We start from the raw sequence: 26,794 nt of genomic DNA on the forward strand, positions 1-26,794 counted from the left end.
ACTTTGCCGCGGCCTGCGTCTGCAGGGACGCGCCACTATGGTAGTGGCCACGCCCGGCTGCAGGGCTTGTGGGCTAGTGTAATTTCAGCCTTGGCGCTGTGCTGCTACCGATCCTGTCGCTGAGCATCAACATCAGGGTGCGTGGCACGCCGTACAGCGCCATCTGGTGCATTCGGTACAGGGACACATAGAACATCCGCGCCAACTTGCCTTCAAGCATCACGCTCCCTGTGAGGTTGCCCATCAGGTTGCCTACCGCGCTGAAGGTCGAGAGTGAGATAAGTGATCCATAATCCCGGTAGACGTATTCCTGTAACGGCTTGCCCTCTATTAGCCGTTTGAGATTTTTTGCCAGCAAGGTGGCCTGCTGATGAGCTGCCTGCGCCCGTGGCGGTACAAAACGTCCGTCTTCACCCGTAGGGCACGCAGCGCAATCGCCAAAGGCGAATATTCGTGAGTCTAGTGTCGTTTGCAGGGTGGTATAGACTGCCAACTGATTGATCCTGTTGGTCTCCAAGCCAAGGTGGGCAAGAAACGCAGGTGCCTTGATGCCCGCCGCCCAGACTTTCAGGGAAGCGGCAATGTGCTCGCCATTGGCCAGGAGCAGGCCTTCGTTGGTTACCGTTTTGACCGGCGATCCGGTATGCAGATGGACACCCAGCTCCTTCAAGGTTTGGGTCACTGGCTCGCTGATACGCTCGGGTAACGCCGGAAGTACCCGTGCACTGGCTTCCACCAGATTGATGTGCAGGTCTTCGGGGCGAATGCGGTTCAACCCATAAGCCTGCAATAATCGCGCGGCGTGGTGCAGTTCGGCAGCCAGCTCGACACCGGTAGCGCCGGCACCGATGATCGCGACATTGATCTTCTCGCTGATAAGCCCCTCGCTGCTGGCCTGCGCTTTCATGTACTGATTGAGCAGCAGTCGATGAAAACGTTCAGCCTGTTCACGCGTATCCAGAAACAGACAATGATCTGCGGCGCCTTCGGTGTTGAAATCGTTGGTGTTGCTGCCTACCGAGATTACCAGATAGTCGTAGCCGATCTCCCGTCGGGGGATGAGTTCTTCACCATTCTCGTCCTGGATTGACCGAAGGCAAATGACACGACGCTCACGGTCGATGCTGTCCATGGCGCCCAGCTGAAAGTGAAAGTGGTTCCACTTGGCCTGGGCCACGTAGTTGAGTTCATCGCCACTGGAGTTGAGTGATCCGGCCGCCACTTCATGAAGCAGTGGTTTCCAGATGTGGGTCATGTTGGTATCAACCAGGGTAATTCGCGCCTTGTTGCGCTTGCCCAGGTGTCGGCCCAGGCGGGTAGCCAGCTCAAGACCGCCGGCGCCACCACCCACGACCAGGATGCGGGGTAAAGATTCGAATGTTGTTGCTTGGGACATGGCAGAGACTCGACACAAAGAATGATTCCGGGTCGGTCAAGCAGCGGTACGCCCGTTACACCAGTACCAAGGAGGCGAGCATACGTGCGATGAGGCCCATGCCAATGACTGAAGCGAGAATGACTCCGAGCAACAGCCAGACATTGAAAGGCTTGCGCTCGACTCGGTTGGCCGGTTGATTGAGATACGCATCAACGCGTTCCTGATCTTCTGGATAGAGGCGGCTGGGCATGCTGGGACCTTTGGCTTGGGCGCAACGCAGGGTTACGGGAGCTGGCTTGACTGATAATGGCATTATTCTAGACCCTGACGACATATATTGCATCAGGCGCTTCTGCGTGCCTGGAGCGCGCTCACTGTATTTCGGGATATGAGTGCGTTACCGTAAGCAGTGAGTGGGCCGGGCCTTGGTGCTATGCTCCTGCGGATATCCTGACGAGGTTCCCCCATGCTCGCTGCCGCTCTGTTGACCCCGATACAGTTGGTGCTTGGCGCCACGCTTTTCGCTCTGGCGGCGCTCTGGGCATTGGCCCGGGTGTCATGGGTAGAGTTGCTGGCCGATGATCGTCGTCAACATCTGTTCTTCGGCAGTATCTTCGTTCTTTTTGTACTCTGGCTGGTGCGTCGCGATTTCGACAACGGACTGACCTTCCATTTTCTCGGACTGACTGCGGTTACCCTGCTGCTTGATTGGCCGCTGGCTGTGGTTGCCGGCGGCCTGGCGCAACTGGCGCTGGTGCTTCTGGGATTGGATGACGCTGAGGCTTTCGGTATCAATGGCATTCTTCGAGTGCTGGTGCCGGTGCTGATTACTGTTTTGATCAGCCGTGGTCTTGAGCGCCTTGAGCCGCGTAACCTGTTTGCCTATATATTTGTCAGCGGCTTTTTTGCGGCCGCTGTGGCTGCCGCTGCGGTGATCCTGGTAGGAATGGGGCTGCTGGCCTGGTCAGGAGAGCTGGCGCCCCCCTCCAGCTTGATGGAAGCATTTGGCTATCTGTTGCTGGTCGCGTTTCCAGAGGCGTTTATCAACGGTACGGTGATAAGCGCGTTGGTGGTTTTCTGTCCTGATTGGCTGGAAACTTTTGATACCGACCGCTATCTGCAAGAGCCGTTCGACAAACCATGATCCTGAGCCAGATCAATAACCCGGTACGCCTGATGTGCTGGAATAGTGATTTTTGAGCGGAGAATTCGAATGTCTGTCTACAAGCTGGCTGAAAAAATAGTTGTCGAGGGAGTCGAGCAAGCCCAGCGGGCTGGATACAGTGAGCAGGATCTGGCCAGAGCCCTGATGGCTGAGGTGCTCAATGTATACAAGCGTGAGCGCTCACTGACGGACATAGCCCATGAACTGAATTTCCTCGCCGAGAATCTCGACGAGGATACCGATTACGCCTTTATGCGGCCCTAGACTGGGGTAATGGCATGCGTGCGGGGGGCGGGCTTCTGTTTACGGCATTGTGACTTCGATTGTGCCGTTGGCATTCAGTGTTACGTCGGCCTGGCCACCCTCTACCGATGGCGCGATTGACTCGCTGTCTGCCATGCTGGCCATCTTGGCACCGCGATAGGCCATAGGTTGCATGAACTGGGTATCAAGGCTGAGGTTGACAATCCGGTATCCGTTACCGCCCAGGCTCTCGGCCGCTATGTCTGCGCGCGCCTGAAAGGCAGCAATGGCCTCTCGCATAAGCTGATTCTCGGTATCGCGACGCGCTTGCGGTGACAGGCTGAAGCGCATGTCAGCGAGGCTCAGATCATCCATGAGCTGGCCTGTCAGCGTGGATAGCGCAGCGAAGTCGGTGCTCTCGAGTACGATTTCGCCACGCTCGCGCCAGGCAACGATCTTTTCACCCTTTTCATCGTAAACCGGCTGGCTGCTGCGTGTGCCGCTGGACACCTCGATATTTTCGGTTTTACGTGCGGTGTTCAAGCTCTCGTTCAACCGCTCGGAAATACGTCGTGCCAGTTCGCTGGCATCCTTTCCCTGGTCTTGCGCGTACATTCTTACGGTCAGAATGTCATGGCTGACCGCCTGCTGTACTTCGGCCCGCAGCGACACCTGGTTGTATTGCAGTTCGTTGGCTACCGCCTGGGTAGCTCCCAGGGCGCAGGTCAGGCCAAGTAGGAGAGCGGAGAATGGCAACTTACGCATAGATTGCTTCCTGTGCAGTGTGATAAGTGGAGAGAGAATTGTAGTCAGTATTGGGGGTATGTGCTTGAGGATCTGCTGCGTAATACATTCTCGATAGTATCGGGTATCAGGCAGTGTGGTTTTGTGCGACGCTGTGTCGCACTTCAAGGACCCTCGTCCTGGTCCGTGGGCCACCTATAATCGGAGGTTTACTCTTGGTGCGATGGGCAGTCATGGGCTTCAATACTCTCGCTTTATCGCCTACCAGGCAGAACCTGTGGCGGCTCATACTGATCCGTCTGCTGGTTCTGCTGGCGCAGAGCATCTCGGTGATGGGCGCTTACCTCAGTGGTTGGTTTCCACTGCCCTGGACGGCGCTACTGATTATCCTCGGCATATCGGCGCTGGTCAGTATCCTGACGCTCCTGCGCCTTTCGCGTCGCTGGCCAGTGACGGATATGGAGTACGGAATTCAACTGGCCTTCGATGTGCTCGTGCACAGTATTCTGTTGTACTTTTCCGGCGGTCCGACCAATCCGTTTGTTTCCTATTATCTGGTGCCCCTGACTATAGCAGCAGCGACCCTTCCCTGGTTCTACACGGCTTTTCTGGCAGGGCTGTCAGTTTTTGCCTACAGCCTGCTGCTGCTCTGGTACGAGCCCCTTCAGGCGTTCGAGTTCACCATGGGGCGGGGAGTCATCAACCTGCACATGATAGGCATGTGGTTGAATCTGGCAATGAGTGCCGGTTTGATCACGTTCTTTGTGGTGCGCATGGCCGCCGCCCTGCGTCAGCATGCCGAGCGGCTGGCGGATAAACGGGAACAGGGTATTCGCGATGCGCAGCTGCTTGGTATTGCCAGTGTGGCAGCCGGAGCTGCACATGAGCTCTCCACGCCGCTGTCGACAATGAGTGTGTTGCTCAAGGATCTGCGTAGCGACTACCACGAGCCGGCATTGCAGGAAGATCTGGCTCTGCTGCAGGAGCAGGTAGGTCTATGCAAGGAGAGCCTGCAGCAAATGGTGCGTCGCGCCGAGTTGACGCCCAGCCACCCCGTACAGGTCGAGCCGGTAAATGCCTGGATGAAAGCGTTGTTGGCGCGCTGGCAGTTGATGCGCCCCGAGGCCTCATGGCAGTTGCAGCCCATGCCGCCCGGCGCGATACCGCTCGTCAAGGCGAGTCCGGAGCTGGGGCAGGCGATGCTCAATTTGCTGAATAACGCGGTCGACGCCTGTCCTGATGATATAACCATCGCCATGGAGTGGGACCAGAAACGCCTGCGCCTGCTGATTCGTGATCATGGTCCGGGGGTTCCCTTGCATATTGCCGAACAGATTGGCACGGCTTTCGTCACTACCAAGGGCAAGAAGGGGTTTGGCCTTGGCCTGTTTCTCAGCCATGCGGCAGTCGAGCGGATGGGTGGGAGCGTTAAATTATTCAATCAGGACACGGGGGGCACGCTGACGGAAGTCCTCCTGCCGATTGTGTGGGAGACAGAGCATGACTGAAGACATCGAACAGGAAGAGCAGCCACTGTTATTGCTGGTGGATGATGATCCAACCTTTACCCGGGTTCTCGCCCGGGCTCTGACTCGGCGTGGACTGCGGGTCAACACGGCTGGCGATGCCGAGGAGGCAATGCAGCTGGCAAGGCAGGAACAGCCGGATTTTGCGGTTCTGGATCTCAAGATGGAGGGCGACTCGGGGCTTGTGCTCCTGCCGCGGTTGCTGGAGCTCTACCCGGATCTGCGGGTAGTCATTCTTACCGGTTATTCGAGTATTGCCACCGCGGTGGAGGCAATCAAACGGGGCGCCTGTAACTACCTGTGCAAGCCTGCAGATGCCGATGACGTATTGACTGCGCTGCTATCCGAGCAGGCTGACCCGGAATCCCTGGTTGCTGAACATCCAATGTCGGTCGATCGCCTGCAGTGGGAGCACATTCAGCGCATTCTTGCCGAGCATGAGGGCAATATTTCGGCAACCGCCAGAGCCCTGGGCATGCATAGGCGCACCCTGCAGCGCAAGTTGCAGAAGCGGCCGGTTCGGCGCTAGGGGTTTGCATTGGGTTTTTTCCAAATTGCGTATAGGGTGGTAACAGGCTCATCGGAAACAGGCGATACTCCATGTTTGCAGCAATGCGGTCAGACAAGATGCAGGCGCTTCATCTCTTTTCTGATGAGGCGACCGGGCTGGAAGCTATCATAGCCATTCACAATACCCGGCTGGGGCCGGCGCTGGGCGGCTGTCGCTACATGCCCTATGCAAGTATCGAAGCCGCCAGCGCTGACGCAATGCGGCTTGCTCGAGGCATGAGCTACAAGGCTGCACTGGCTGGACTGGAGCAGGGCGGTGGCAAGGCGGTTATCATTCGTCCGGCTCACGTTCCAGATCGGGCAGCTCTGTTTGAAGCCTTCGGACGCTGCATAGAATCCCTGCGCGGGGGCTACATTACGGCAGTGGACAGCGGCACCAGTAGCCAGGATATGGACTGCATCGCGCAACAGACGGGGCACGTGACCAGTACCAGGCAAGCGGGCGACCCGTCACCCCATACAGCTCTTGGCGTTCTAATGGGCATCAAGGCTGCGGCGCGGCGGCAGCTTGGGCAGGAAAGTCTCGCCGGCGTGCGCGTCATGCTGCAGGGACTTGGCAATGTGGGCTATGCCCTGGCTGAAATGCTGGTAGCTGAAGGTGCCGACCTGCTGGTTGCCGATCTGGATGCCGGTAAGGTACGTATGGCAGAGGACGACCTGGGCGCCACGCCGATAGCCCCCGACGCCGTATTCGAAGCACCTTGTGATATCTTCGCTCCCTGTGGGTTGGGTGGGGTGCTCACACCCGCCAGCATCGCCCAGCTACGTTGTGCCGCCGTCGCAGGTGCCGCCAACAACCAATTGATCAACAGCGACGCGGCTGACCTGCTGGATGCGCGCGGTATTCTCTACGCGCCGGATTACGTGATCAATGCAGGTGGTTTGCTACATGTGGCACTGACTCACCAGGGCGTAGCAGCCGGAGAGATTGCCGCCCGGGTGCGCCTTGTTGGCGACCGGCTTGATAGTATATTCGCCCAGAGCTTAGCCGAAGGACGCTCTCCGTCGGAGATAGCCGACCACCAGGCTGAGGCAATTATCTACGCCGACTTAGCGCTTTCCTGAATATCAATTTCTGTCCAGGCCAAAACGCTTGCGCAGTCGTGCGTCAAGTATCGAAGCGGGCAACCAGCGCTTGAGCCGCACCATGCTGCGGCTGCTGGTTCCGATCAAGGCCACTTCCGGGCGCAGCGGATTCTTTATGTAGCCCATGAGTTCCCGGGAGAAGTCTGCAGCGCTGGTGGATGTCGACTTCTGCGAGGCCTTGGCGCGGGCCTGTACCGCCTTTTCCCATGGTTTGAACCAGGAATCCTCGGCGATGGTAATGGCTGCACTGGCGTTATTGCCGAAGTCCGAGGCGATTGCTCCGGGCATGACGGTAAGCACCTTGATACCAAAAGGTGCCAGCTCCAGACGCATCGCATCCGACAGCGCATGAAGGGCAGCTTTGGACGCGCAATAAACGCCCGAGAATGGTGTGGTTGTGACGCCTGATACACTGCCTATATTGACAATCAGACCCTTACTGTCGCGGAGCAGGTCACTCACGGCGCGTACCATTGCAACCGGAGCGAATACATTGGTATCAAACTGCTTGAGCAGCGTGGCCCGGTCGGCATCCAATATCGGTCCCATGGCGCCGTAACCGGCATTGTTGACCAACAAGTCCAGGCGGCCCGCCTCAGTGCGCAAACGCTGTGCACAGGCCAGTACCTGGGCATCGTCGTTGACATTAAGCTTCATGGCCATTGCCCCGCGTGCCACCAGAGCATCCAGGCTGTGCGGATCACGGGCGGTCGCCCAGACCTGATAGCCCTCGTCGAGGCAAACTGTGGCCAGGGCCTGGCCAATGCCGCTGGAGCAGCCGGTTATCAATGCGACGGGTTTTGTCATGGTGTGTAGGCCTTTGTTGTTATCTTTTGTCTGTTTCGATCAATCGTGAAAATGGGCACTCAAATCTGCTGCTCGGTAGCGAAGATCGGATGGGCGATAACCGCTGCGTAGCGGTGGAACGCGAAAGCAGCGCTCCCAATCACCGCCGGCCGCGACTGGCTCGCCAACACGATAGCCGCCACCGGTCACGCTGGAATCCAACAGGTTTCTTTGCTGGCCTGCCTGACCGGCGTGCAGTTGCCATTCAATATTGCTGGCAATCCGACCGCTCTGATTGTCGATCCGGACACGCAGAGGCTTGCCAAACTCACAGGCCTCAGGCTGATAGTCGATACTGATGTGCAGTTGGTCCAGGTGCTGACTGTTCTGCCATTGACGCACCCCGACAAATGCAGCGAGTATCAGGGCGAGAGCAACCAGCACGCCGCTTGCGGGGAGCATGATGCGGGGATAGCGTAACAGCAGAAATAGCCAGACAAGCAGCAGGACTATGCCCAGAGGCATGAGTGTCTCCTTCGCGGAACAGGGGTATGACTTTACCAGACCTGGCGCTTCAACACATCGCAGATGGATCCCAGCCGAATAATTCACAGCTGTTCTGCAGGCAGGCGCGAGCAAGAACATCGGCCGGTTCTTGGCGAATCATGGCGAGTATTTCACAGATACGTGGAAGATTGCCGGGGGTATTTCGTTGATGAGGATAAAACGCCGGCGCCATGTCCGGCGAGTCGGTTTCCAGCACCAGGCTGTCGATCGGCAGCTGCGCCAATACACGATGCATTCGCTTGGCCTGGGGCCAGGTAGCTGCACCGCCGAGGCCTATCTTGAAGCCGAGCCGGATGTATTCCCGAGCCTCCTCCTGGCTACCGGAGAAGGCGTGCACGATGCCTGCGCGGCGGAGTTTCACATGCTTGAGCAGGGCTATGGTGGGTGCATGGGCTCGCCGTACATGTAACAGCGCGGGCAGGTCGAAATCAGCGGCCAACGCCAGTTGGGCCTCGAGCAGATGCTGTTGGCGCTCGCGATTCAGTCCTTTCACGAAGTAGTCCAGCCCGATTTCACCTACGGCGCAGCATTTGGGGTTTCCAGCCAGCTGGCCCAGCCACTCACGCAACTCTGTCAGATGTTCATCCCGATGCGCTTCGACAAAGACCGGGTGCAACCCCAGCGCGGCATAAACGCAGGTTTCCCTCTGGCTCAGATCCCATACCTCCCGCCAATTGGTCTGGCTTACCCCCAGTACCACCAGGCGAGTCACGCCCGAACGGCGGGCCTGTTCGATAACGGCAGTTCTGTCGGCTGCAAAGACGGGGAAATCCAGATGTGTGTGGGTATCGATGTAGCGCATGGTTCAGCGCCGGGCGGAGGAGCTTGTAAAGGTGCCCGAATTCGGAAACAGGTTTTCGAGCAATATGGGGCGCCCGATATGGTAGCCCTGGGCGTAGTCCACACCAATGGAGCTGACCACGTCGAGAATTTCCGGACTGGAAACAAACTCGGCCACAATCTTCTTGTTCAGGAAGTGGCCCATTTCAGTGATGGAGCGCACCAGTGCGTAGTCGAAGTTGTCCGTGACGATATTGCGCACGAAAGTGCCGTCGATCTTGATGAAGTCGACCGGTAGACGTTTGAGGTAGGCATAGGATGATTGGCCCGTGCCGAAATCATCCAGGGAGAAACGGCAACCGATCTCTTTCATCTCGTTGATAAAGTCTGCAGCATCCTCGAGGTTGTCGATGGCCGCGGTTTCGGTAACCTCGAAGATCAACTTGTCGCGTGGTACATCAAAGCGCACCAGAGAAGCAAAGATAAAGTCGAGGAAGGAGTCATCGTTGAGCGAGCACCCCGACAAGTTGATAGAGAAACCGCCAAACTCATCCAGCTCCTCCCTGTGCTCGGCCATCCAGCTGAGCACGGTTTCAATTACCCACCGATCCACCGCGCCCATTCGATTGTATTCTTCGGCGGCACGGATGAAATCGGCAGGCGGCAGGTGCTCGCCATTCTCGTCTACTACGGTGAGCAGGGTTTCGTAGTGCATGTCGACTGCCCTGTCGCTCTGGATGGGCTGGATTTTCTGACAGCGGACTTTCAGCAGGCCCTCATCCAGGGCGTGGTTGATGCGGGTGACCCAGGAAATCACCTCGTCGCGCTCGCGGAAACGGGTGTCACCCGGCTTGATCGTCTGAATATCCCGGTGGCCGGATCTTTTGCTCAGGTCTGCTGCTGATTCAACTGTTCTCAGCAGCTCCATAGGATCTACGGCATCGCCATCAACAGCCATCATGGCCACAGCGGACTGTATGGTAAAACTGTGCTCACCGCTGACAAATCGACTGCGCTCCACAGCGTTTTTAAGCTGCTCGGCGGTCTGATGGTCCGCCTGACGGGATTGGGAGGGAAGAAGCACGCAGAACTGATCAACACCTACCCGTCCGGCAATAGCCTCCGGTTCCAGTTCAGCCATGATGGTCGCGGCGATATCCCGCAGGAACTGGTCGCCTACCTCATAGCCACAGGTATTGTTGATCAGCTTGAACTGCATGATGTCGATGAAAATCAGGATATAGCGGTTCTTTCCTTCCCGAGCCTGGTCGACGCTCTGCGTCAACCAGCGGACAAATTCGCGGCGGGTGCGCAGGCCGGTCAGCGGGTCGTGCGCGGTTTCCAGCGCCAGCTTGTCATAAACCTTCTGGACCAGCGCGTCGAGCCCCTGTTCGAGGGCCGGCATGCTCTCGTCGTTGAGGATGCTGAGGCGGCCGTCGCGAAGTCGTTCGGCGACCTCTTCGAGCGTCAGTTCAGCGGCCTTCATACCACGATGGTTGCTGAATACATAGCGGCTGCACGCTTCGGCGACCCAGGCCAGATAGAGCAGCTGTGGCTCGGAGTCGGGCGCATTGCCTTCCAGCCATTGACCCACTTTCAGGTTGCGTGCGCGCTTGAGCCACCGTTGCAGCTGACGATCCTGTGCCCCGCCACCAGATGGCTCCTCCTGCAAGGGGCTGACAAACTGCACCTGATTGATTGAGGGATCATCCGGGTTGGCCAGTAACATTTCCAGGTTGCGCACCAGGGTCTTGTGACCCAGCCCTGAGTGGGGGATCTTTGACAGTCCCTTGGCGATCAGCCCCAGCAGCTTCTGCGAACTGAAGCGCAGACGGCTCTCGTCGTACGCCCCGGGCACGGTTCGCACCAGTAGTTGATCAATCACTACCAGGGTCATTTCCCACGCCAGGCTGGAGACCCCTTCACGCAGGTAGCTGAGACGCATCAGCTCCTTCCAGCCATTATCCACCAGGTCGATTATCGGCTGGGCGACAGGCTGCGATCCGAGCAGACGGTACAGCTCCCAGTCAATCAGCAGATTGGCCTGGACGATCCGCTGCTGGCCCTCACAGGCTTCGGTTACACGGGTCAGGTTGCGTTCGAAAAAGTGTTTTTCACGCCCAACCAGTTCGTCCAGACTTTCCAGAGCACGGGTAAAGCCGCTGTTATCGTCACCCTGGTCCTGCAGAAGGCTGGCAATGGTGTCGATAATGACGGGGCGGTTCTGGTTGATATTGATGCTGCGTCTGTCTGATAGCAAAGCCAGGTAGTTGACTGTCTGACGCGCCGGGTGAAAGTCTGCGGAGAACAGAGTCGGGTCCTTGAGCATGACCTTGAGGATCGGAACCTCGAGTTTGCGCAATTCATGTCGGAGGTCTTCGAGCACCCGTTCGTTCTGAACAATATTGTCGAACAGTCCTTCGACCATGTCTGCAGAGTCACACTCATGGCTGCTGACCTTGCCATCTATCCCACCGGCTTCAAGCAGATAGCGCTTCAGGGCGCCGGGTTCATCCAGCCGTGCAGACCCTCTGAGGACGTCATTTTGCACCTGATGCAGCGCATCGAGCACTTCTATCTGGGGAGGACCCGACGGCGTAATATCCTCGACTGCAGGGCGGCTTGTGCCGCTGGGGGCGCCGGACAGATGGCGCTGCATCGACCAGAGACGGGATGCCGCGGTAAAGGCGGCCTTTATACGTCCGACCGGACTGCTTGCGGGTTGTACCTGGCCGCCAATGCTGGCGAAAGAACCTGTATGGCGGGTGGTGCCCGGGGCGTCCGCGTCGCCCCCGGTTCTTTGCTCTTCGACGATGGCTGTTGGGGTCAGTGTGGGTGCTGTTGGTTCCTGCGCCGTTGGCACATTGGAAACCCTGTCGGCCTGAGACGGATGCGCATTCTGGCTGGCCAGGTAGCGACTGACGTTGAGATCGGGCAGCACTCCGGCGTCGATCAGCAGCCCATTGAGTGCCGTATAGACAGCATCAAGCTCCAACAATATGACTTCGTGAAAAACCTGAAAAATCAGCCTTAGTGCCTGGTTGCCCAGATGCAGATGGCGGATTGCATCTGCCAGGGCAAGCCCCAGAGCCGATGGCGAATAGGGGTTACTGACCTCGGGAGTCTGCGGGTTCGAGAATGCGGCATCCAGGCGAAGCTGCAATTCGAGCAGTTGTGAACGCAGGTGTAGTTCCGCCTTGGAAATCGAAACGCGGACCACCAGCCAGTCTTCGAATTCGTCTTTCTCGATCAGAGCCAATGTCGACCGTGTATGTCCGGGCTGTTCGTCAGCGCCCACCTGGCCAGCCTGCGATATGCCGGTAAGGGCTAGTGCTTCGCTGGTAACCGAGTCGATAACCTGAGATCCGATGCGTGATTCCTGCACGTGCAGCAGGGCTCGGGCGTCGAGTAGTTTCTGGCGTCCATCGAGTGTTTTGCCTGCATCTGCTTCCTGGCCCAGCACATCGTCCAGGTGCTTGAAAAAGTGCGGCATATGGGTGTCGAAAAAGCGGCGTACCAACTGGTTTGTGCCGCCTATAAGGCTCGCTTGCCGTGCGTGGGTCAGCGGGCGCTGACCAGGGGTAGGATGCCAGTGCGCACTATCGCTCGTTGCGGTTTGTTGCAACATGTCCAGCTGTGGAGGATTGTCCTGATGAAATCGCAGACCAATGCCATTTCCGGAAGCATGGACGATATGGACGGGGACCTGAGTGCGGTCAGCACCTCTGCCAAACAGAACAGCCGTATTGATAGTGCTGTTATCGACCAGTGCATGCAGCTGCCTTGTGCGACGGACGTCATTGAGCGAAAGCAGTAGTCCGCCCTGACTGAAATCCTTGATGCAGCAGCCAAAGTCCTCGATTCCATCGACGCGGAAGATGGCATCTATCGAAACACTCTGGCGCGCGTATCGCCTTTTATCCACAACTGAATCCTGATAACGACCGCTGGAAATTTCCTTGCGTTTCAGTCTAGCGCTGTTAGACCGGAAAATCAGTCAATATGCGAGAACGCATTAAATATTCACCTCTTCGGGTGATCTTTTGAGTGGCCTTCAGTTACAAATGGCGAGGCGCAGGATCAGTGGTGCTCCCGGGTCGCGAGGAAGCGAATGTCTGGCCAGCGCTCCTCTGTCAGACCCAGGTTGACCCGGGTTGGCGCGAGGTAGGTCAGGTGTCCGCCGCCATCGATCGCCAGATTCTCCATCGCCTTGTTGCTGAACTCCTCGAGCTTTTTCTTGTTATCCGACTCGACCCAGCGCGCCGACCAGACGGTGACCGGCTCATATATGCACTCGACCTTGTACTCCTCCTTCAAGCGACTGGCGACCACATCGAACTGTAGGACGCCGACCGCGCCGAGGATAATGTCGTTGCTGCGCTCGGGGAAAAATACCTGGGTCGCACCTTCTTCGGCCAGCTCCTGCAGCCCTTGGCGTAACTGCTTGGACTTGAGCGGATCCTTCAGACGAACACGACGGAACAGCTCGGGTGCGAAATGCGGTATGCCGGTGAATCCAAGGCTTTCGCCCTGGCTGAAGGTATCGCCAATCTGGATTGTGCCGTGGTTGTGCAAACCAATGATGTCCCCAGCCCAGGCTTCTTCCAAGTGCTCGCGCTCGGCGGCAAAGAAGGTCAGGGCATCGGGTACCCGCAGCTCCTTGCCAGTACGCACGTGATGCAGTTTCATGCCCTTCTCGTACTGGCCGGAACAGATACGCATGAAGGCGATACGGTCGCGGTGCTTGGGGTCCATGTTCGCCTGAATCTTGAACACGAAGCCGGTAAAGGCGTCTTCGGCGGGCAGTACAGTGCGTTCGTTGGCGGCGCGCGGCAAGGGTGGTGGAGCCCAGTCGACGATCGCATCAAGCACCTGGTCCACACCAAAGTTACCCAGGGCGGTACCAAAGAATACCGGTGTCATCTTGCCGTCGAGGAAGGCCTGACGGTCGAAGTCGTGGCAGGCGCCCTGTACCAGTTCGAGCTCCTCGACGAAGCTGTCGTAAAGGTCGTCGAGATGTTCGCGGGCCTCGTCCGAATCCAGCTTGCTGATGATGCGGCTAACGGTGCGTTCATGCCCATGGCCGGTCTCGTACACGATGATCTCGTCCCGAGTCAGATGGTAGACACCCTTGAAGTCCCGGTAGCAGCCGATGGGCCAGGTAATGGGTGCAGCCTTGATATTCAGTACCGCCTCGATTTCATCGAGCAGTTCGATAGGGTCGCGTATATCCCGATCGAGCTTGTTCACAAAACTGACGATAGGCGTGTCGCGAAGACGACATACGTCCATCAGGGCAATGGTCCGTGGCTCCACGCCCTTGCCGCCGTCGAGCACCATCAGCGCCGAGTCGACCGCGGTCAGGGTGCGGTAGGTGTCTTCGGAGAAATCTTCGTGGCCGGGGGTGTCCAGCAAGTTGATCATGCATTCACGGTAGGGAAACTGCATGACCGAGGTACTTACCGAGATGCCACGCTGCTTCTCCATCGCCATCCAGTCGGACGTCGCGTGGCGGTCGGACTTGCGCGCCTTTACGGTGCCCGCCACGTTGATCGCCTGGCCCATCAACAGTAGCCGCTCGGTGATGGTTGTCTTACCCGCGTCGGGGTGCGAGATAATGGCGAAAGTACGGCGTTTGGCGACTTCGGCGGCGTTGTTGCTCATTGAGACCCTTGCTGAATAGCTGGCGTATTGAATTTAGCCGGCGATTATACCCCATAAGCCGGGTTGATCTCATGCCTGTGCCGCCATCTCTGCCCGGATCAGGCGGGACAGGGTGTCCTGTCCAGTCGGTTGGCACTGGCCCGCTCGATGCAGGCACTTAGCTGAGCGGTATCGGCATGCTGAAGATGCAGGCCAAGCTTGGTTCGGCGCCACAATATGTCCTCAACCGTGATTGCCCATTCGTGGGTTACCAGATACTCCACTTCTAGGGCATACAGACCAGCACCGAAATGTTCACCCAGATCGCCCAAGCTGGTGCAGTCGCGCAGCAGGTTCTGCACAAGCGTGCCATAGGTGCGCACCCAGCGTGCTACCAGTGTGGTTGGCAGCCATGGGCGGTGACGCGCGATATCTGCAGCAAGGGAGGCATGATCAGCAAAATCCCCTCCCGGTAAGCTGGCATAGCGTGTCCAGGCTGGCCCAGCCTCAGGAAAGAATTCGCCAAGGTTGTCAACTGCCGCCTCTGCCAGTTTGCGGTAAGTGGTTATCTTGCCGCCAAATACGGAGAGCAGGGGCGCCTGGCCAGGTGCAGCGTCCAGTTCAAAGCTGTAATCGCGGGAGGCTTTTTGCGCGGAGGACGACTCATCGTCCATCAGTGGGCGGACCCCGGAAAAAGTCCAGACTACGTCATCTTCTCTCAGCTTTTCACGAAAGTGATCGTTGACCACCCTGATCAGATAGCTGGTTTCGTCGGGGGAAATGCTCACTACGGAAGGGTCGTCCTGGTAGTCGACATCCGTAGTACCGATCAACGAGAAATCATCCTCATAAGGGATGACGAAAACGATTCGCCCATCCTCGTTCTGGAGGATGTAGGCTTGCTCGCCAATAGCCATCCGCGGCACTACGATATGGCTGCCCTTTACCATGCGTATCTGTTTGGGAGCGGGTTGCTGCAAGGCATCACTGAACAGACTGCTGACCCAGGGGCCGGCTGCATTGATCAGGGCGCGGCATTGATGTTGGCTGGTTTTGCCGGTTGACAGGTCCTGCAGGGTCACATGCCACATTCCGTCTACCCTCTCGGCCCGGATACAACGGCTGCGGGTGCGTATCGTAGCGCCTTGCTGACGTGCGGCCGTAGCGCAGAGCACCACCAGTCGCGCATCGTCTACCCAGCCATCGGAGTATTCGAAACCACGATCAATGCTCTCTACCAGAGGGCTGTCAGGTCCGAATCGCAAGCCGCGGGAGGCCGGTAGCAGTTCGCGCTTGGCCAGATGATCATAAAGAAACAGACCGATACGGATCATCCATGCTGGCCGAAGATGTGGTCGGTGGGGCAGGCGAAAGCGCATGGGCCACATTATGTGCGGAGCATTGCGTAGTAGCGCCTCCCGCTCGGCCAGGGCCTCACGTACAAGGCGGAATTCGTAGAATTCGAGGTAGCGCAAACCGCCGTGAATCAGCTTGCTGCTGCGCGAGGAGGTGGCCGAGCCAAGGTCGCCCATCTCACAAAGCAGCACCTTCAGGCCTCTCCCGGCAGCATCCATTGCAATACCGCTGCCATTGACGCCGCCACCAATGACGATGACGTCCTCAATTTGCTGCGCTGACTGAAGCTGTGACATCGAACAGACCTGATCGCTGATAAAAGTGTCGTTCAATAATACACATCAATGTGTATCAGGGTCATGCGCCTGGATGTTACGACACCCTTAGGAGTGTTGCAGCGCACTACGGCACGTAGCTTTGTATTGTCGTCTATGGCTCCAGATGTGGGCCGGGGACGCCCAGATGGTCCAGGAGCACCGGCAAACCGTGGACATGGCCCTGAGCGTAGTCGACACCAATCGCCGTGACCGTCGCCAGTATTTCCTGGTTGGATACGTGTTCAGCCACCACCTGCTTTTGCAGGTAATGACCCATCTCGGTAATGGAGCGCACCAGGGCAAAATCCACATCGCTGCTGGTGATATCCCGTATGAAAGTGCCGTCGATCTTGATGAAATCCACTGGTAGCCGCTTGAGGTAGGAATAGGACGATTGGCCTACACCGAAATCGTCCAGGGAAAAACGACAGCCGATACTGCGCATTTCAGCGATGAAGTCCGCGGCGTCTTCAAGATTGGCGACGGCGGTACTTTCGGTTATTTCGAAGATCAGCTTGTCGCGGGGTACCTGGTAGCGCACCAGGGCGTCAAATATGAAATCCAGAAAGGTCTCGTCGTTCATCGAGTGTCCGGACAGATTGATTGAAAAACCGCCAGACAGGCGCAATTGCTCAGGGTGCTCCATCATCCAGCGCAGGACAGTCTCGATAACCCAGCGATCTACCGAGCCCATGCGGTTATAGTCTTCTGCTGCTTTGATAAAGCCAGCCGGTGGCATGTGTTCGCCCTGGTCATCGATGACGGTCAGCAGGACTTCGTAGTGGGGCAGTTTCTGGCCACCAGCGCCGGCCAGCGGGGCGATCATCTGACAGCGCAGTTTCAGATTGTCGTCGTCAAGGGCGCGGTTTATGCGCGTAACCCAGGTCATGACCTCATCCAGCTGTTCGAGTCGCCCATCGCCGGGTAGTACCACCTGGATATCCTTGGAGCCGGCTCGTTTGGACAGCTCCGAGGCCGTTTCGACCGAGCGCAGGAGCTCCATGACCTTCTTGTTGCGGTGATCAAAACCGAGCATCGCGATGGCAGCGTGGATGACAAAACTCTGGCCGTTTTCGACAAAACGGTTGGTTTCTATCGCTGACTTGATCTCCACCGCAAGGCGGTAACCCAGGCTGTCTGAGGGCACCGGCAGCAACAGGGCGAACTGGTCTGCACCTACCCGGCCAATAATGGTCTCTTTCTCTTTCTCTTTCTCTTTCTCTGTGACAAGGTTTCCCGCGGTGCCAGCAATGGATCGCAGGCGTTCGGCAAGCTCGCGAAGAAACCGGTCCCCGGCTTCGTAGCCACAGGTATTGTTAATGACCTTGAACTGCTGGATGTCGATAAAAATCAGCGTATAGGTCTGTGTGGCTTGGCTGGCCCTCTCAACGCATTGGGCCAGGCGGCGTGAGAATTCCTTGCGGGTCTGCAGTCCGGTCAACTGGTCGTGGGAAGAGTCAAACGCCAGCTTGTCATACATTTTCTGGATCAGTGCATCCAGCCCCTGATCCACTGCGGGCAGGGCAGCCTCATGCATCGGCTCCAGACTGCCGTCACGCAGGCGCCTGGCAACGTCATCGAGGGGCAGGGCGAGACTGCGGGTACCCTGGCGGTTGGCGAACATGAACTGGTCGGTGTCCTCTGCTACCCACAACAACTGCAGCAGTTGGGTTGGAGTTGACTCTGATGTGACCTCAAACCATTGCCCGGTTTCCAGTGCCCGCGCGCGCTTTAGCCAGCGCAGGAGATGCTCATCAGTATCTGTCTGTTCAGCCAGACGTTTTTCCAGAACCTCGCTGTCCAGCTCGGCACCGGTGTAGTGCGCCATCGGGGTTGTAGGGGTGATGCCGGTATCTAGCAGGACACGCAGTGAGTCTGTGAGCGCATCCCTGGAATCTGTCCCCTGGGACACCCTGGACAGTCCGCAGGCCACGGGTTCGATCAGCTCGCTCGCGGAGCCTGCGGGTAGCTGATCAGGAGCACGCTCGGGTTGCAGGTACAGAAGAATCGCCTGAAGCGCCTCGATGGTATCAGCAAACTCCTTGCTGTCAGCGCCCTGGCGTAGACATGCCAGGCGCATGTATTCCCGCCAGCCCTGCTCCACAATATCTAGAATGACTATGGGTATGGCCCGGTCCAGCATGTACGTCAGCTCGCGTTCGACCCGTCGTGTGGCCTGAGTCAGGCGTTGCTGACCAGTGCATTTTTCCCTGATGCGCTGTCGGTTCCGATCGATGATGCGTTGCTCACGCAGCACCAGTTCCTCCAGTGCGGGCAATGCCTGGACGAACCCGTCGACATCGTCTTCGCTTCCCAGAATCTGTTGAATGGACTGACGGATCGGTTGGCGATTGGCGGTCAGGTTGATGCTGTCCTGATCCACCAGCAGCGCCAGATGGTTCATGGCCTGGCGGGCAGGGTGGGCGGGTGCATTGAACAGCTCGGGATCTGTCAGCATGATCCGCAACAGGGGGATTTGCAGGCTGTGCAGATCGTCCTGCAGGTCGTCGGCTACCCTTTCGCTGCTGGCGATGCTCTGGAACAGACCCTCGATCATCTCCACTGCGTCCAGCTCGCGCTCACACATCATATGACCCGCCGGCGCCGCATCAAGCAGTTGCTGCCTTAGTGACAGGGGTCTGTAAACCGCGGCTGTATTCAGTAGTCGCGCCTTCATGTTTCCAAGCGCCAGCATCGTCAGCACAGCGCTTTGTTCATCAAATTCAGGCATTTCTGCCGCGGCATCCGCGGGCGCGTACCACGCCGAGTTTGAATCGGAGCGGCGGTGCAGGGAATTGAGCCGGGTGACAACATTGAATGCACTGGCAGGCACTCGGGGTGACGAATCGGCGGTTCCCGGCTGGTCTGCTACCTGGGGCTTGTCTGGTGGTATCTCTGTTGGGCCCAGCTGGCGTGGTAGCTCGTTGTGCGTGGCTTCGGAGCGCGCCTGGTCGGCCAGGTAGCGGTTCACATCCAGGCGTGGCAGCACCCGGGCCTCGGTAAACAGGGTGTTCAGTTCGGTGTAAATCCCCGGCAGCTTGTCCAGAATATGGCTTTGAAACACGCGAAACACCACTTCTAGCACGGCATTTTTCAGGCCCAGGGGGCGGATGACCTCGGACAGGGTGTGGCACAAGGCGGCGGGAGAGAAGGGGTTGAACAGCCGATGCCCGGTTTTACTCGCAAAAGCAGCATCAATGCGCAGCTGCAGTTCGATCATCGCTTCGCGCACCTGGGAGTCTGCGCGCGAAACTGCCACTCGAACAACCAGCCAGTCCTCGAAGTCCTCTTTTTCCACCAGCTCCAGCGTGTTGCTCGCTGCCGGTTCGCGCGCCATCGGTTGCTTTGCGGCCTGATTGCCGGATGCGGCGTTCAGAACGGCTTGGTTTAGACGATTAACCACGGCAAGTAATACGCGTGGTCGTTGCCTGCGCAGTAGCGCAACAGCATCAAAAAACGGCTGCTGAGCATTCTGGTTTTTTTGACGGTCGGTTTCGAGCACCAGTGCCCCTTCCAGCTGGTCAAAATAGCCGGGAAGCTGAAGTTCGAGAAAACGACCGAACAGGCTTTGCGCCGCTCTGGCGAGCGTTTCTTTCTCTGCCGGATCCAGCATTTTGCTGGGGCCGGATGCAGTCTGGTTGGCTGTGCTTGCCGAGTTGTCGGCCAGCCCGGCAGCGCACTGCAAGGCGTAATAATGATCACTGCCGGGGTTAAGGAGGCGCAGGCCGGCGCCCTGGTCGGTAACCCGTGCGAGCTCGACCTCAAGTACTGTGCTGCGGCCTGCGCTGGTAAGGTGCAACTGCCCTGTAAGCGGTTGCTCGAGGGCGTGCTGGCCAAGTGAGTTCAATGCCTGCCTGCTTAGGCTGGCAAGTACGCCTGTCTGGCTGAAATCGCGGACCACGCAGGGATAATGGCTATGCAACAAGCTGAGTCGGGCATTGAATCTGGCGGCCTTTCTTGGCCAACTTCTCTTTTCCATGACGACACCCAAGGGGACTATAGACGAAGACGGTCTTATGCGGGTTTTGTCTCTCACGCGGGACTGTAATCTTGCTAGATTACTGTGAGTACGAATTAATTTGTTAATTTATTGACGCATGTGTTGTGATACTTTTCACAGGTGTTAGTATTTTGGCATAATAGCAGTTAGCTATATTTTGTGGCGACAATGTGAACCGTTTCATAAAGTGACAGTCGGATTGTTGCCTATGCAAAATCAAGGGATTGGAATGATAGATTGTAGTTTTCGCCAGTTAGCAGTCAGTATCGGTAAGCCTTTCGGGCTCCTGATTACCCTTTTCCTGTCGCTTTTCGCAATGGCTGGCCTGGTGAGAGCCGAAGCCGGTGCTTCTGCTCCTGCTAGCGTGGCTTTCTGGTACGCAGAGCAACCGCCCCTGTCGGAATTGTCCCAGTTTGATTGGGTCGTGTTCGAACCGGCACACGTGTCTGCAGCAGACGTCCTTTTCGTTACCGCGCAGGGCTCAGAGCCATTTGCCTATCTTTCCGTAGGTGAGCTTGATGAGCACCAGGCTCAACTGGATCCTGGTCTGCGCGACGAGGCAGCCAGTGAGGCGCGCAACGATAGCTGGAACAGTAGCGTGATGGATCTCACCAGCCCACGCTGGCGTAATCACCTTCTCGAGCGGGCCTCAGACTACGCTCGTCTGGGCTACAGCGGTTTGTTCCTTGATACCTTGGACAGCTTTACTCTCCTTCCCGAAGACCGACGCGCAGCCCAACGTTCCGCACTATTAAGTGTTTTGCAGGAAATAAATCGGCTTCATCCGCAACTCAAACTGTTTTTCAATCGGGGTTTTGAAGTACTTCCCGATATGCATAAGGGTGTTGCAGCCGTTGCAGTTGAATCCATTCATGCGGGCTGGAATGCCCGCAATCGGGCTTATAGTCCGGTGCCGGAAGAAGATCGCGCCTGGTTAGTCAATGCACTGCAGCCGCTGCGTGAGCGGGGCATTCCTATCGTTGCCATTGATTATCTGCCCACCGACCGTCGTGAAGAGGCACGGGAGCTGGCCGGTCGTCTCGTGGACGAAGGTTATGTCCCATATGTGGGGACGCCCGAGCTGGCAACGCTCGGTGTGAGCAGCATCGAAGTACAGCCCCGCCGCATTGCGCTGCTCTATGATCCCCGCGAAGGCGAGCTCACCCGAAGTGGGGGCTTCAGGTCTCTCGGCGGCTTGCTTGAGTACATGGGTTACCGCATTGATTACATGCCGGTGGATGATTCTCTTCCTGCCTCCTCGATGACCGGGCTCTATGCAGGGGCCATTATCTGGATGACCTCTGGCGCGCCGCCTGAAAGTGGCAAATTCAACAGGTGGATACTCAACCGGATGGAGGAGGGTATTCCGCTGGCATTCTTTCAGGGCCTGCCGGTAGATGACGCTGCCATTCTCAACAAATTCGGCCTGCAGCGTAATGGTGATCAGCCGGCTTCTGGCCTGAAAATGGTCAGCCATGACCCGCTGCTTATCGGTGAGTTCGAAGCCCCCCTGATCGTGCGTTCGCGGGGAATGATTGCCATCGGCACTCAATCGGCGTCCAGTTCAGACCACGCAGCTCTGGTGCTGGTTGACGACAATGGCCGCGAGCATACCCCTGTAGTGACGGGTGACTGGGGTGGTATAGCGCTGGCGCCCTACGTATTCGAGGGTGAGGACGACACCCGTCGCTGGATTGTAGACCCCTTCGCTTTTCTGCAAAAAGCCCTGCAGCTGGCCCCGTTTCCGGCCCCTGATGCGACCACTGAAAATGGCCGTCGAATCGCCACAGTGCACATCGACGGGGATGGCTTCCCGTCCCGTGCTGAAGTGCCCGGGACTCCCTACGCCGGCACCATTGTGCTGAACGATTTCATCAAGCCCTACCCACTGCTGACCTCGGTGTCCTTTATTGAAGGTGAGGTAGGACCCAAGGGAATGTACCCCTATCTGGCTCGCGAACTTGAGCCTATCGCCCAACGCATACTCGCCCATGGGCGCGTGGAGCCGGCTACCCACACCTACAGCCACCCCTACTTCTGGCAGGCCGAGAGAGAAATCCAGCGTGAGGGTTTTCAGGCTGACTACGGTCTGATGATGCCAATCCCGGGCTATGACACGATCGATTTTCAACGGGAAGTCATCGGTTCGCGCGATTATGTGCAGAGTCGGCTGGCTCCGGCGGACAAACCGGTCAACATGATCTTCTGGACTGGCGACGCGATCCCCGATGCTGCAACGATCAAGCTCGCCTACGACGCCGGCATGTTGAACGTCAACGGTGGAGAGACCCGGCTGACCCGTGCGGATCCCTCGCTGACCGGGTTGTATCCGCTGCTGCGTCCGACTTCAGGTGGGCTGCAGGTTTTCGCCCCCATCATCAACGAAAACGTCTACACCAATTTGTGGCAGGGGCCCTACTACGGCTTCCGCGATGTGATAGATACCTTCGAACTGACCGACTCGCCGCGACGCATGCGCGGTCTGCACCTTTACTACCATTTCTACTCCGGTACCAAGCCGGCGGCGATCAAGGTAATGGGTGATATCTATCGACATATGCTCGATCAGGAGCCGATATCCCTGTGGATGAGTGAGTATCTGATGCGGGCCCATGGTCTGCACACAGCTTCCCTGGCCCGCGCCTCAAATGGCAAATGGCACATCAGCGCGCTGCAGGGCTTGCGTACGGTACGGATTGATCCGGATATGGGGTGGCCAGACATGTTGGCCTCCACAGGGGTTGCAGGTGTGATTGACCTCCCGCAGGGCCGTTACGTCCATCTCAGTGATAATCGTGCAGTGCTCGCGCTGCAAGCCGTTCGCGACTCTGCTCCGGCCCTTGAAGAGGCCAATGTCCCCTTGACTGCCTGGCGGTATCTCGACGCCCGGCGGGTTGAACTTTCATTTGCCGGTGAGTTTCCCATCGCCTTCTCTGTCCGCTCCTCGTCCGCCTGTCGCCTAAATGTCGGTGGTCGGAAGATCAGCGGTCGTGCGGCAAATGGGCTCTGGCATTTTTCCCTATCGACTAAACAGGTGAGTGATGCGCAACTCGTCTGCGAGTAAATCCGTTCGGCTGGTCAGCCCCTGGACGCTCGCGTTTTCCGCTGCGGCAATAGGCGGTGTCCTGGTGTTGACCTACAACAGTGAGGACGTATTCCTCCCTGACGAGCAGGAGCGAGCCGACGATGTGTCAGCGAGCTACGCCGAGGTTCTTCTCGCTTCACGACCTGAAGATGACGAGTTGCGGCTTGATCTGGTTCAGCTGCTGGTCGACCTGGGACAGTACAGCCGCGCGCGACGTCACCTGCTGGGCTGGGAAAATCCAGATGTCGGCCAGATGGAATACTATCGGCTGAAGATTGATGCGCTCAGTGCACTGCACGGCCAGGATCCGAGTCGCTTGGAGCCAGCCCGTGCCCAGTTGATGGCATACGACCACCGGCAGTTGTCGGTGGAGCAGGCGCGTCACTGGGCAGACCTTGCGCTGCGCATGGAAATGCCCTGGTTGGCGGCTGACGTTTACCACTCGCTCGCACTTCGAGTACCGGAAGAGCACTTGCCTTACCTCAAGCGTGCTGCTCGCTGGTATCTGGCAAGCAACCAGTCTGGCAAGGCGGCGATGGTCTATCTGGATATCCTTGCAGCCAGCGAAGAGGTAGAGGATCGCCGATATTATCTGCGCCGCGCCTATGATGCACTGCTGGCTGTTGGTGCCGGTGATCAGGCTTCCAGACTGCTGGTCAGGGAGCGCGCCGAGCTGACTGATACCGAAGCGGACGCCGCCTGGCTCAAGCAGGGCGTTCAGATGGCAGTGGGTAGCCAGCGAATGGACCTTGCAGCCATTCTTGTCGCCCGCTGGCGTGAGCTTCAGCCCTATAGTGCAGAACCAGTCGACGCTCAGTTTCGCCTGGAGCTCGCCCAGGGCAACCTGCGTGAAGCCTGGGAAACTGGTGATCTGCTGCTGGCTCTGCGCCCCGAAGATCCGGACCTTCTGCGCCAGATGGCTCAACTTGGAGAATGGCTTGGTAATAGCCGCGCGGCCCTGGATTACTGGACTCAATACCTGAATTTGCGCGAGGATCCCCAGGCCCGCGAACACGCCTGGCGCCTGGCTTTTCAGTTATACGATTACCAGCAGGGGATAGCCCTGCTTGAGCCAACCGCGGGCGATCGCAGGCTCTCTGAAGAGAAGCTCGATGCGCTGGTATTCGGTTATGAGTCGCTGGGTCAGCCCGCACGCACCGAAGCCTGGTTGCGCCAGTATCTTCGCAGTTATCCCAGCCATCGCATGGCCTGGGTGCGTCTTCTGCAGAATCTGGAGCACACTCAGCAGTTCGAGGCACAGACCGCCGTCTGGGATGACATGGCCAGCCGCTTTGAGCTGAGCACTACCGAACGAATTGAATGGGCCAGCGCCTACTGGCGCATTTATCAGCCCGAGCGCGCCTGGGATATTCTCGATATCGACAACCGTAATATCGATGACCCTGAATACTGGCGGACCCTGGCTGGCCTCGCGTGGGAGCTCGAGCGTGACGACGAGTTGCGCAATGCCTACGAGCGAATGCTCGAGAAGGGCATTGCTCTGAACAGTGGTGAAGAGAGCGACCTGATCGAGCTCTATCGCCTGGAGCAGCCGCGCAAGGCGCTGGAGATGCTTCTGGCAGGCTGGCGCGAGCGGGGCGATCCAGGTTACCTGGTGATGGCGCTGGATATGGCTATCGTCCTGGGCGATATCGATCTTCTGCGTACCCTGCTAGCCGAGGCAGATGAACAACCCTCGGTGGCGCTCCGTCCTCAGGTCATGCTGGCCAGAGGCTGGCTGGCAGAGCGCGATGGCGATCTTGATACCGCGACGCGTATCTACCGTTCTGCCCTCGCCAGGTATCCAGGCAGCCCCTTGGTGCGCGAACGTTTGATGTGGTTCTTCATCGATCACCGTCGCACTGCAGACCTGCCTTTGATGACCCATCGCTGGCGAGCCTTTGCACGTCGTAACGGGAATATGTGGCTACCTTTTGCCGCCGCCAATCAGATGCTCGGCAGGCACGAAGAGGCCCTTGCGTGGTATCGCATGCACCTGCGCGCCAACCCCTACGACTGGCTTGCCCGAGCTGCTTACGTTGATGGCCTGGAAGCGGCGGAGCGTTTCGATCTGGCCCAGCGTCTACGCCACCAGTTGGTAGAGGAGTTCGAGACGCGCCCGGGCGATGCACCCCGTATGGCATTCGAATCGCCTGAAGTGGCGCCCCAGCGTTACGCAGTGTGGCTGCGCCTGTTGGCGGCCAGTCATTCGGGTCTGCGTTCAGAGAAGCAGGCCATGCAGTGGCAGGACGGTTCGCCGGCAATGTTGCAACTCTGGTTCGACCGCATGCTGACCCAACTGGATATTATCAACCAGCCGTCGCAGAAAGACGCCTGGCAAGCCTGGGGTCGAAGTCATGGCCTGGATATCAATGCTTATCACAGCATGCAGGAAGCTCTGCGTAACTATAACCGTGACATGCTCACCAAGCTGGTTGCCACGGGCGAACTTGATCCGGCTCAGAACGTCGAGGCGCTAGACCGCCTGGGCGAGGAGAGTACCGCCTTAGGCCTTGCACTGAGCCACTTGGGCGGCGGCAACCCGACTATTGTCGATCAGCAACTGCGTCGACAGGCCGTGGATATCCAGTCACGTATTCCCCAAGGCGCACGGATCGGCTGGCGCCGCGAAGACCTGGGGGGTGTCGAGCTCAGTGGCACCCACGCGACCATCGCCGGCAATGTCGCCGATGACTGGTACACCAGCGTTGATCTCGAGCGCCTGAACTACAAGGCTGACGACCTCGATAGCAGCGTACTGGGTACGGAAAAGAATGCCCGCGTCACCCTGAGCCGCAAGCTGGAAGACGGGCGTATTGCCTTGACAGTAGATAGCAGCAGCCGCGCCGATGAGGATCGTGTTGGCGTAGGCGCCTCGCGCACCTGGCAGTTGGGTGGGCGTGACCAGCTTGAAGTGGGTCTGGGTTGGAATCAGGAGAGCCTCGACAGCGGTTTCATGCGTGCCGTCGGTACCCAGGACTCGATCTACGTAGCCGGTATTCACGGATTTTCAGCACGAGATCAGCTTTCCTGGTCGATTGAACAGCGCGCCTACGGCACTCGTTATGGGCATAGCCTGGGTAACGGCACCGCCTTCAATATCGAGTTCAACCAGATCCAACGTTTTGAAGGGCCGACATGGGTGGCACGGGCAGGTATCGACTATCAGCGCAACAATCTGAGCCGTCGGCAGCTTGACGACCTTACCGTGGCAGATGGCGGACCAGTGGAGTTCGACGTGATAGAAGCGTCAGGACTCTTGCAGGAAGAGTACGGCCGGTTGTACGCCGGTACTTCATGGCGCAGGGGCTTCCCCGGCGCACTCAACCGTGGCCAGCCTGAGTACACATGGCTGGTGGACGTACAGGCGGGGTGGGACTGGGTTGATAGCCAGTTCACCTACGGTCTGAGCACCGGGGTCGGTTCGCGGGTCCTCGGTGATGACGAGCTGGCGTTGACCTTTGGTTATCAGTCGGAGCCGCGAGGCACCGATGCGGAGGCTGGCGGCATTCTGGAACTGACTTATAGCAAGAGATTCGGACGCTGAT

17 protein-coding genes are annotated in these 26,794 nt (G+C 58.0%); 7 read left to right on the forward strand and 10 right to left on the reverse strand.

Annotated features, from left to right (window positions below):
• Positions 1-73 precede the first annotated feature (73 nt).
• Both FZF01_RS10030 and FZF01_RS10035 read right to left on the reverse strand, forming a co-directional pair.
• Positions 74-1,396, reverse strand: coding sequence for an NAD(P)/FAD-dependent oxidoreductase (locus FZF01_RS10030; RefSeq protein ID WP_150278029.1), 1,323 nt, complete (start codon positions 1,394-1,396; stop codon positions 74-76).
• Between the two features lie 55 nt (positions 1,397-1,451).
• Complete coding sequence (locus FZF01_RS10035; RefSeq protein ID WP_150278030.1) at positions 1,452-1,628, reverse strand: DUF3094 family protein; 177 nt, start codon at positions 1,626-1,628, stop codon at positions 1,452-1,454.
• 216 nt (positions 1,629-1,844) lie between these two features.
• Between FZF01_RS10035 and FZF01_RS10040 the strand changes: the two genes are divergently transcribed.
• Together FZF01_RS10040 and FZF01_RS10045 are read left to right on the forward strand one after the other, a co-directional pair.
• Positions 1,845-2,522 carry an energy-coupling factor ABC transporter permease gene (locus FZF01_RS10040; protein WP_150278031.1) on the forward strand — a complete coding sequence of 226 codons (678 nt, stop codon included), beginning with the start codon at positions 1,845-1,847 and terminating at the stop codon, positions 2,520-2,522.
• Positions 2,523-2,591: 69 nt separating this feature from the next.
• A complete protein-coding gene (locus FZF01_RS10045) occupies positions 2,592-2,807 on the forward strand; it encodes a hypothetical protein (RefSeq protein WP_150278032.1) in 216 nt (71 codons plus the stop codon).
• A gap of 39 nt (positions 2,808-2,846) precedes the next feature.
• Here the strand turns inward: FZF01_RS10045 and FZF01_RS10050 are convergent, their stop codons facing one another.
• On the reverse strand, positions 2,847-3,551 hold the full coding sequence (locus tag FZF01_RS10050) for an SIMPL domain-containing protein (RefSeq protein ID WP_150278033.1): 705 nt from the start codon (positions 3,549-3,551) through the stop codon (positions 2,847-2,849).
• A gap of 212 nt (positions 3,552-3,763) precedes the next feature.
• Between FZF01_RS10050 and FZF01_RS10055 the strand changes: the two genes are divergently transcribed.
• From FZF01_RS10055 to FZF01_RS10065, 3 genes are all read left to right on the forward strand, one after another.
• Positions 3,764-5,038 carry an ATP-binding protein gene (locus tag FZF01_RS10055; protein ID WP_150278200.1) on the forward strand — a complete coding sequence of 425 codons (1,275 nt, stop codon included), beginning with the start codon at positions 3,764-3,766 and terminating at the stop codon, positions 5,036-5,038.
• The gene (locus FZF01_RS10060; RefSeq protein WP_150278034.1) at positions 5,031-5,585 is read left to right on the forward strand and encodes a response regulator transcription factor; all 555 of its coding nucleotides are present in this window, start codon (positions 5,031-5,033) and stop codon (positions 5,583-5,585) included. Before FZF01_RS10055 ends, FZF01_RS10060 begins: the two co-directional genes overlap by 8 nt.
• Before the next feature lie 71 nt (positions 5,586-5,656).
• Positions 5,657-6,691, forward strand: a complete 1,035-nt coding sequence (locus tag FZF01_RS10065; protein WP_150278035.1) for a Leu/Phe/Val dehydrogenase — start codon at positions 5,657-5,659, stop codon at positions 6,689-6,691.
• Between the two features lie 3 nt (positions 6,692-6,694).
• Here FZF01_RS10065 and FZF01_RS10070 read toward each other — a convergent pair whose 3' ends face one another.
• From FZF01_RS10070 to FZF01_RS10100, 7 genes are all read right to left on the reverse strand, one after another.
• Complete coding sequence (locus tag FZF01_RS10070; RefSeq protein ID WP_150278036.1) at positions 6,695-7,519, reverse strand: SDR family oxidoreductase; 825 nt, start codon at positions 7,517-7,519, stop codon at positions 6,695-6,697.
• A gap of 39 nt (positions 7,520-7,558) precedes the next feature.
• The gene (locus tag FZF01_RS10075; RefSeq protein WP_150278037.1) at positions 7,559-8,023 is read right to left on the reverse strand and encodes a hypothetical protein; all 465 of its coding nucleotides are present in this window, start codon (positions 8,021-8,023) and stop codon (positions 7,559-7,561) included.
• A gap of 49 nt (positions 8,024-8,072) precedes the next feature.
• Positions 8,073-8,867, reverse strand: coding sequence for a TatD family hydrolase (locus tag FZF01_RS10080; protein ID WP_150278038.1), 795 nt, complete (start codon positions 8,865-8,867; stop codon positions 8,073-8,075).
• Between the two features lie 3 nt (positions 8,868-8,870).
• Positions 8,871-12,770 carry a DUF1631 family protein gene (locus tag FZF01_RS10085; RefSeq protein ID WP_150278039.1) on the reverse strand — a complete coding sequence of 1,300 codons (3,900 nt, stop codon included), beginning with the start codon at positions 12,768-12,770 and terminating at the stop codon, positions 8,871-8,873.
• A 155-nt stretch (positions 12,771-12,925) separates the two neighbouring features.
• Positions 12,926-14,509, reverse strand: a complete 1,584-nt coding sequence (locus FZF01_RS10090) for a peptide chain release factor 3 (RefSeq protein ID WP_150278040.1) — start codon at positions 14,507-14,509, stop codon at positions 12,926-12,928.
• A 98-nt stretch (positions 14,510-14,607) separates the two neighbouring features.
• The gene (gene glpD / locus FZF01_RS10095) at positions 14,608-16,140 is read right to left on the reverse strand and encodes a glycerol-3-phosphate dehydrogenase (RefSeq protein ID WP_150278041.1); all 1,533 of its coding nucleotides are present in this window, start codon (positions 16,138-16,140) and stop codon (positions 14,608-14,610) included.
• 133 nt (positions 16,141-16,273) lie between these two features.
• Positions 16,274-20,140 (reverse strand): DUF1631 family protein, encoded by a 3,867-nt coding sequence (locus FZF01_RS10100; RefSeq protein WP_150278042.1) that lies wholly within the window; start codon positions 20,138-20,140, stop codon positions 16,274-16,276.
• 250 nt (positions 20,141-20,390) lie between these two features.
• Between FZF01_RS10100 and FZF01_RS10105 the strand changes: the two genes are divergently transcribed.
• The gene (locus FZF01_RS10105) at positions 20,391-23,225 is read left to right on the forward strand and encodes a bifunctional glycoside hydrolase 114/ polysaccharide deacetylase family protein (RefSeq protein WP_150278043.1); all 2,835 of its coding nucleotides are present in this window, start codon (positions 20,391-20,393) and stop codon (positions 23,223-23,225) included.
• Positions 23,203-26,793: a tetratricopeptide repeat protein gene (locus FZF01_RS10110; protein ID WP_150278044.1), complete on the forward strand. Its 3,591-nt coding sequence runs from the start codon at positions 23,203-23,205 to the stop codon at positions 26,791-26,793. The genes FZF01_RS10105 and FZF01_RS10110 overlap by 23 nt, the downstream gene beginning before the upstream one ends.
• The last annotated feature ends 1 nt before the right edge of the window (position 26,794 follow it).

The organism is Halopseudomonas salina, assembly GCF_008641105.1.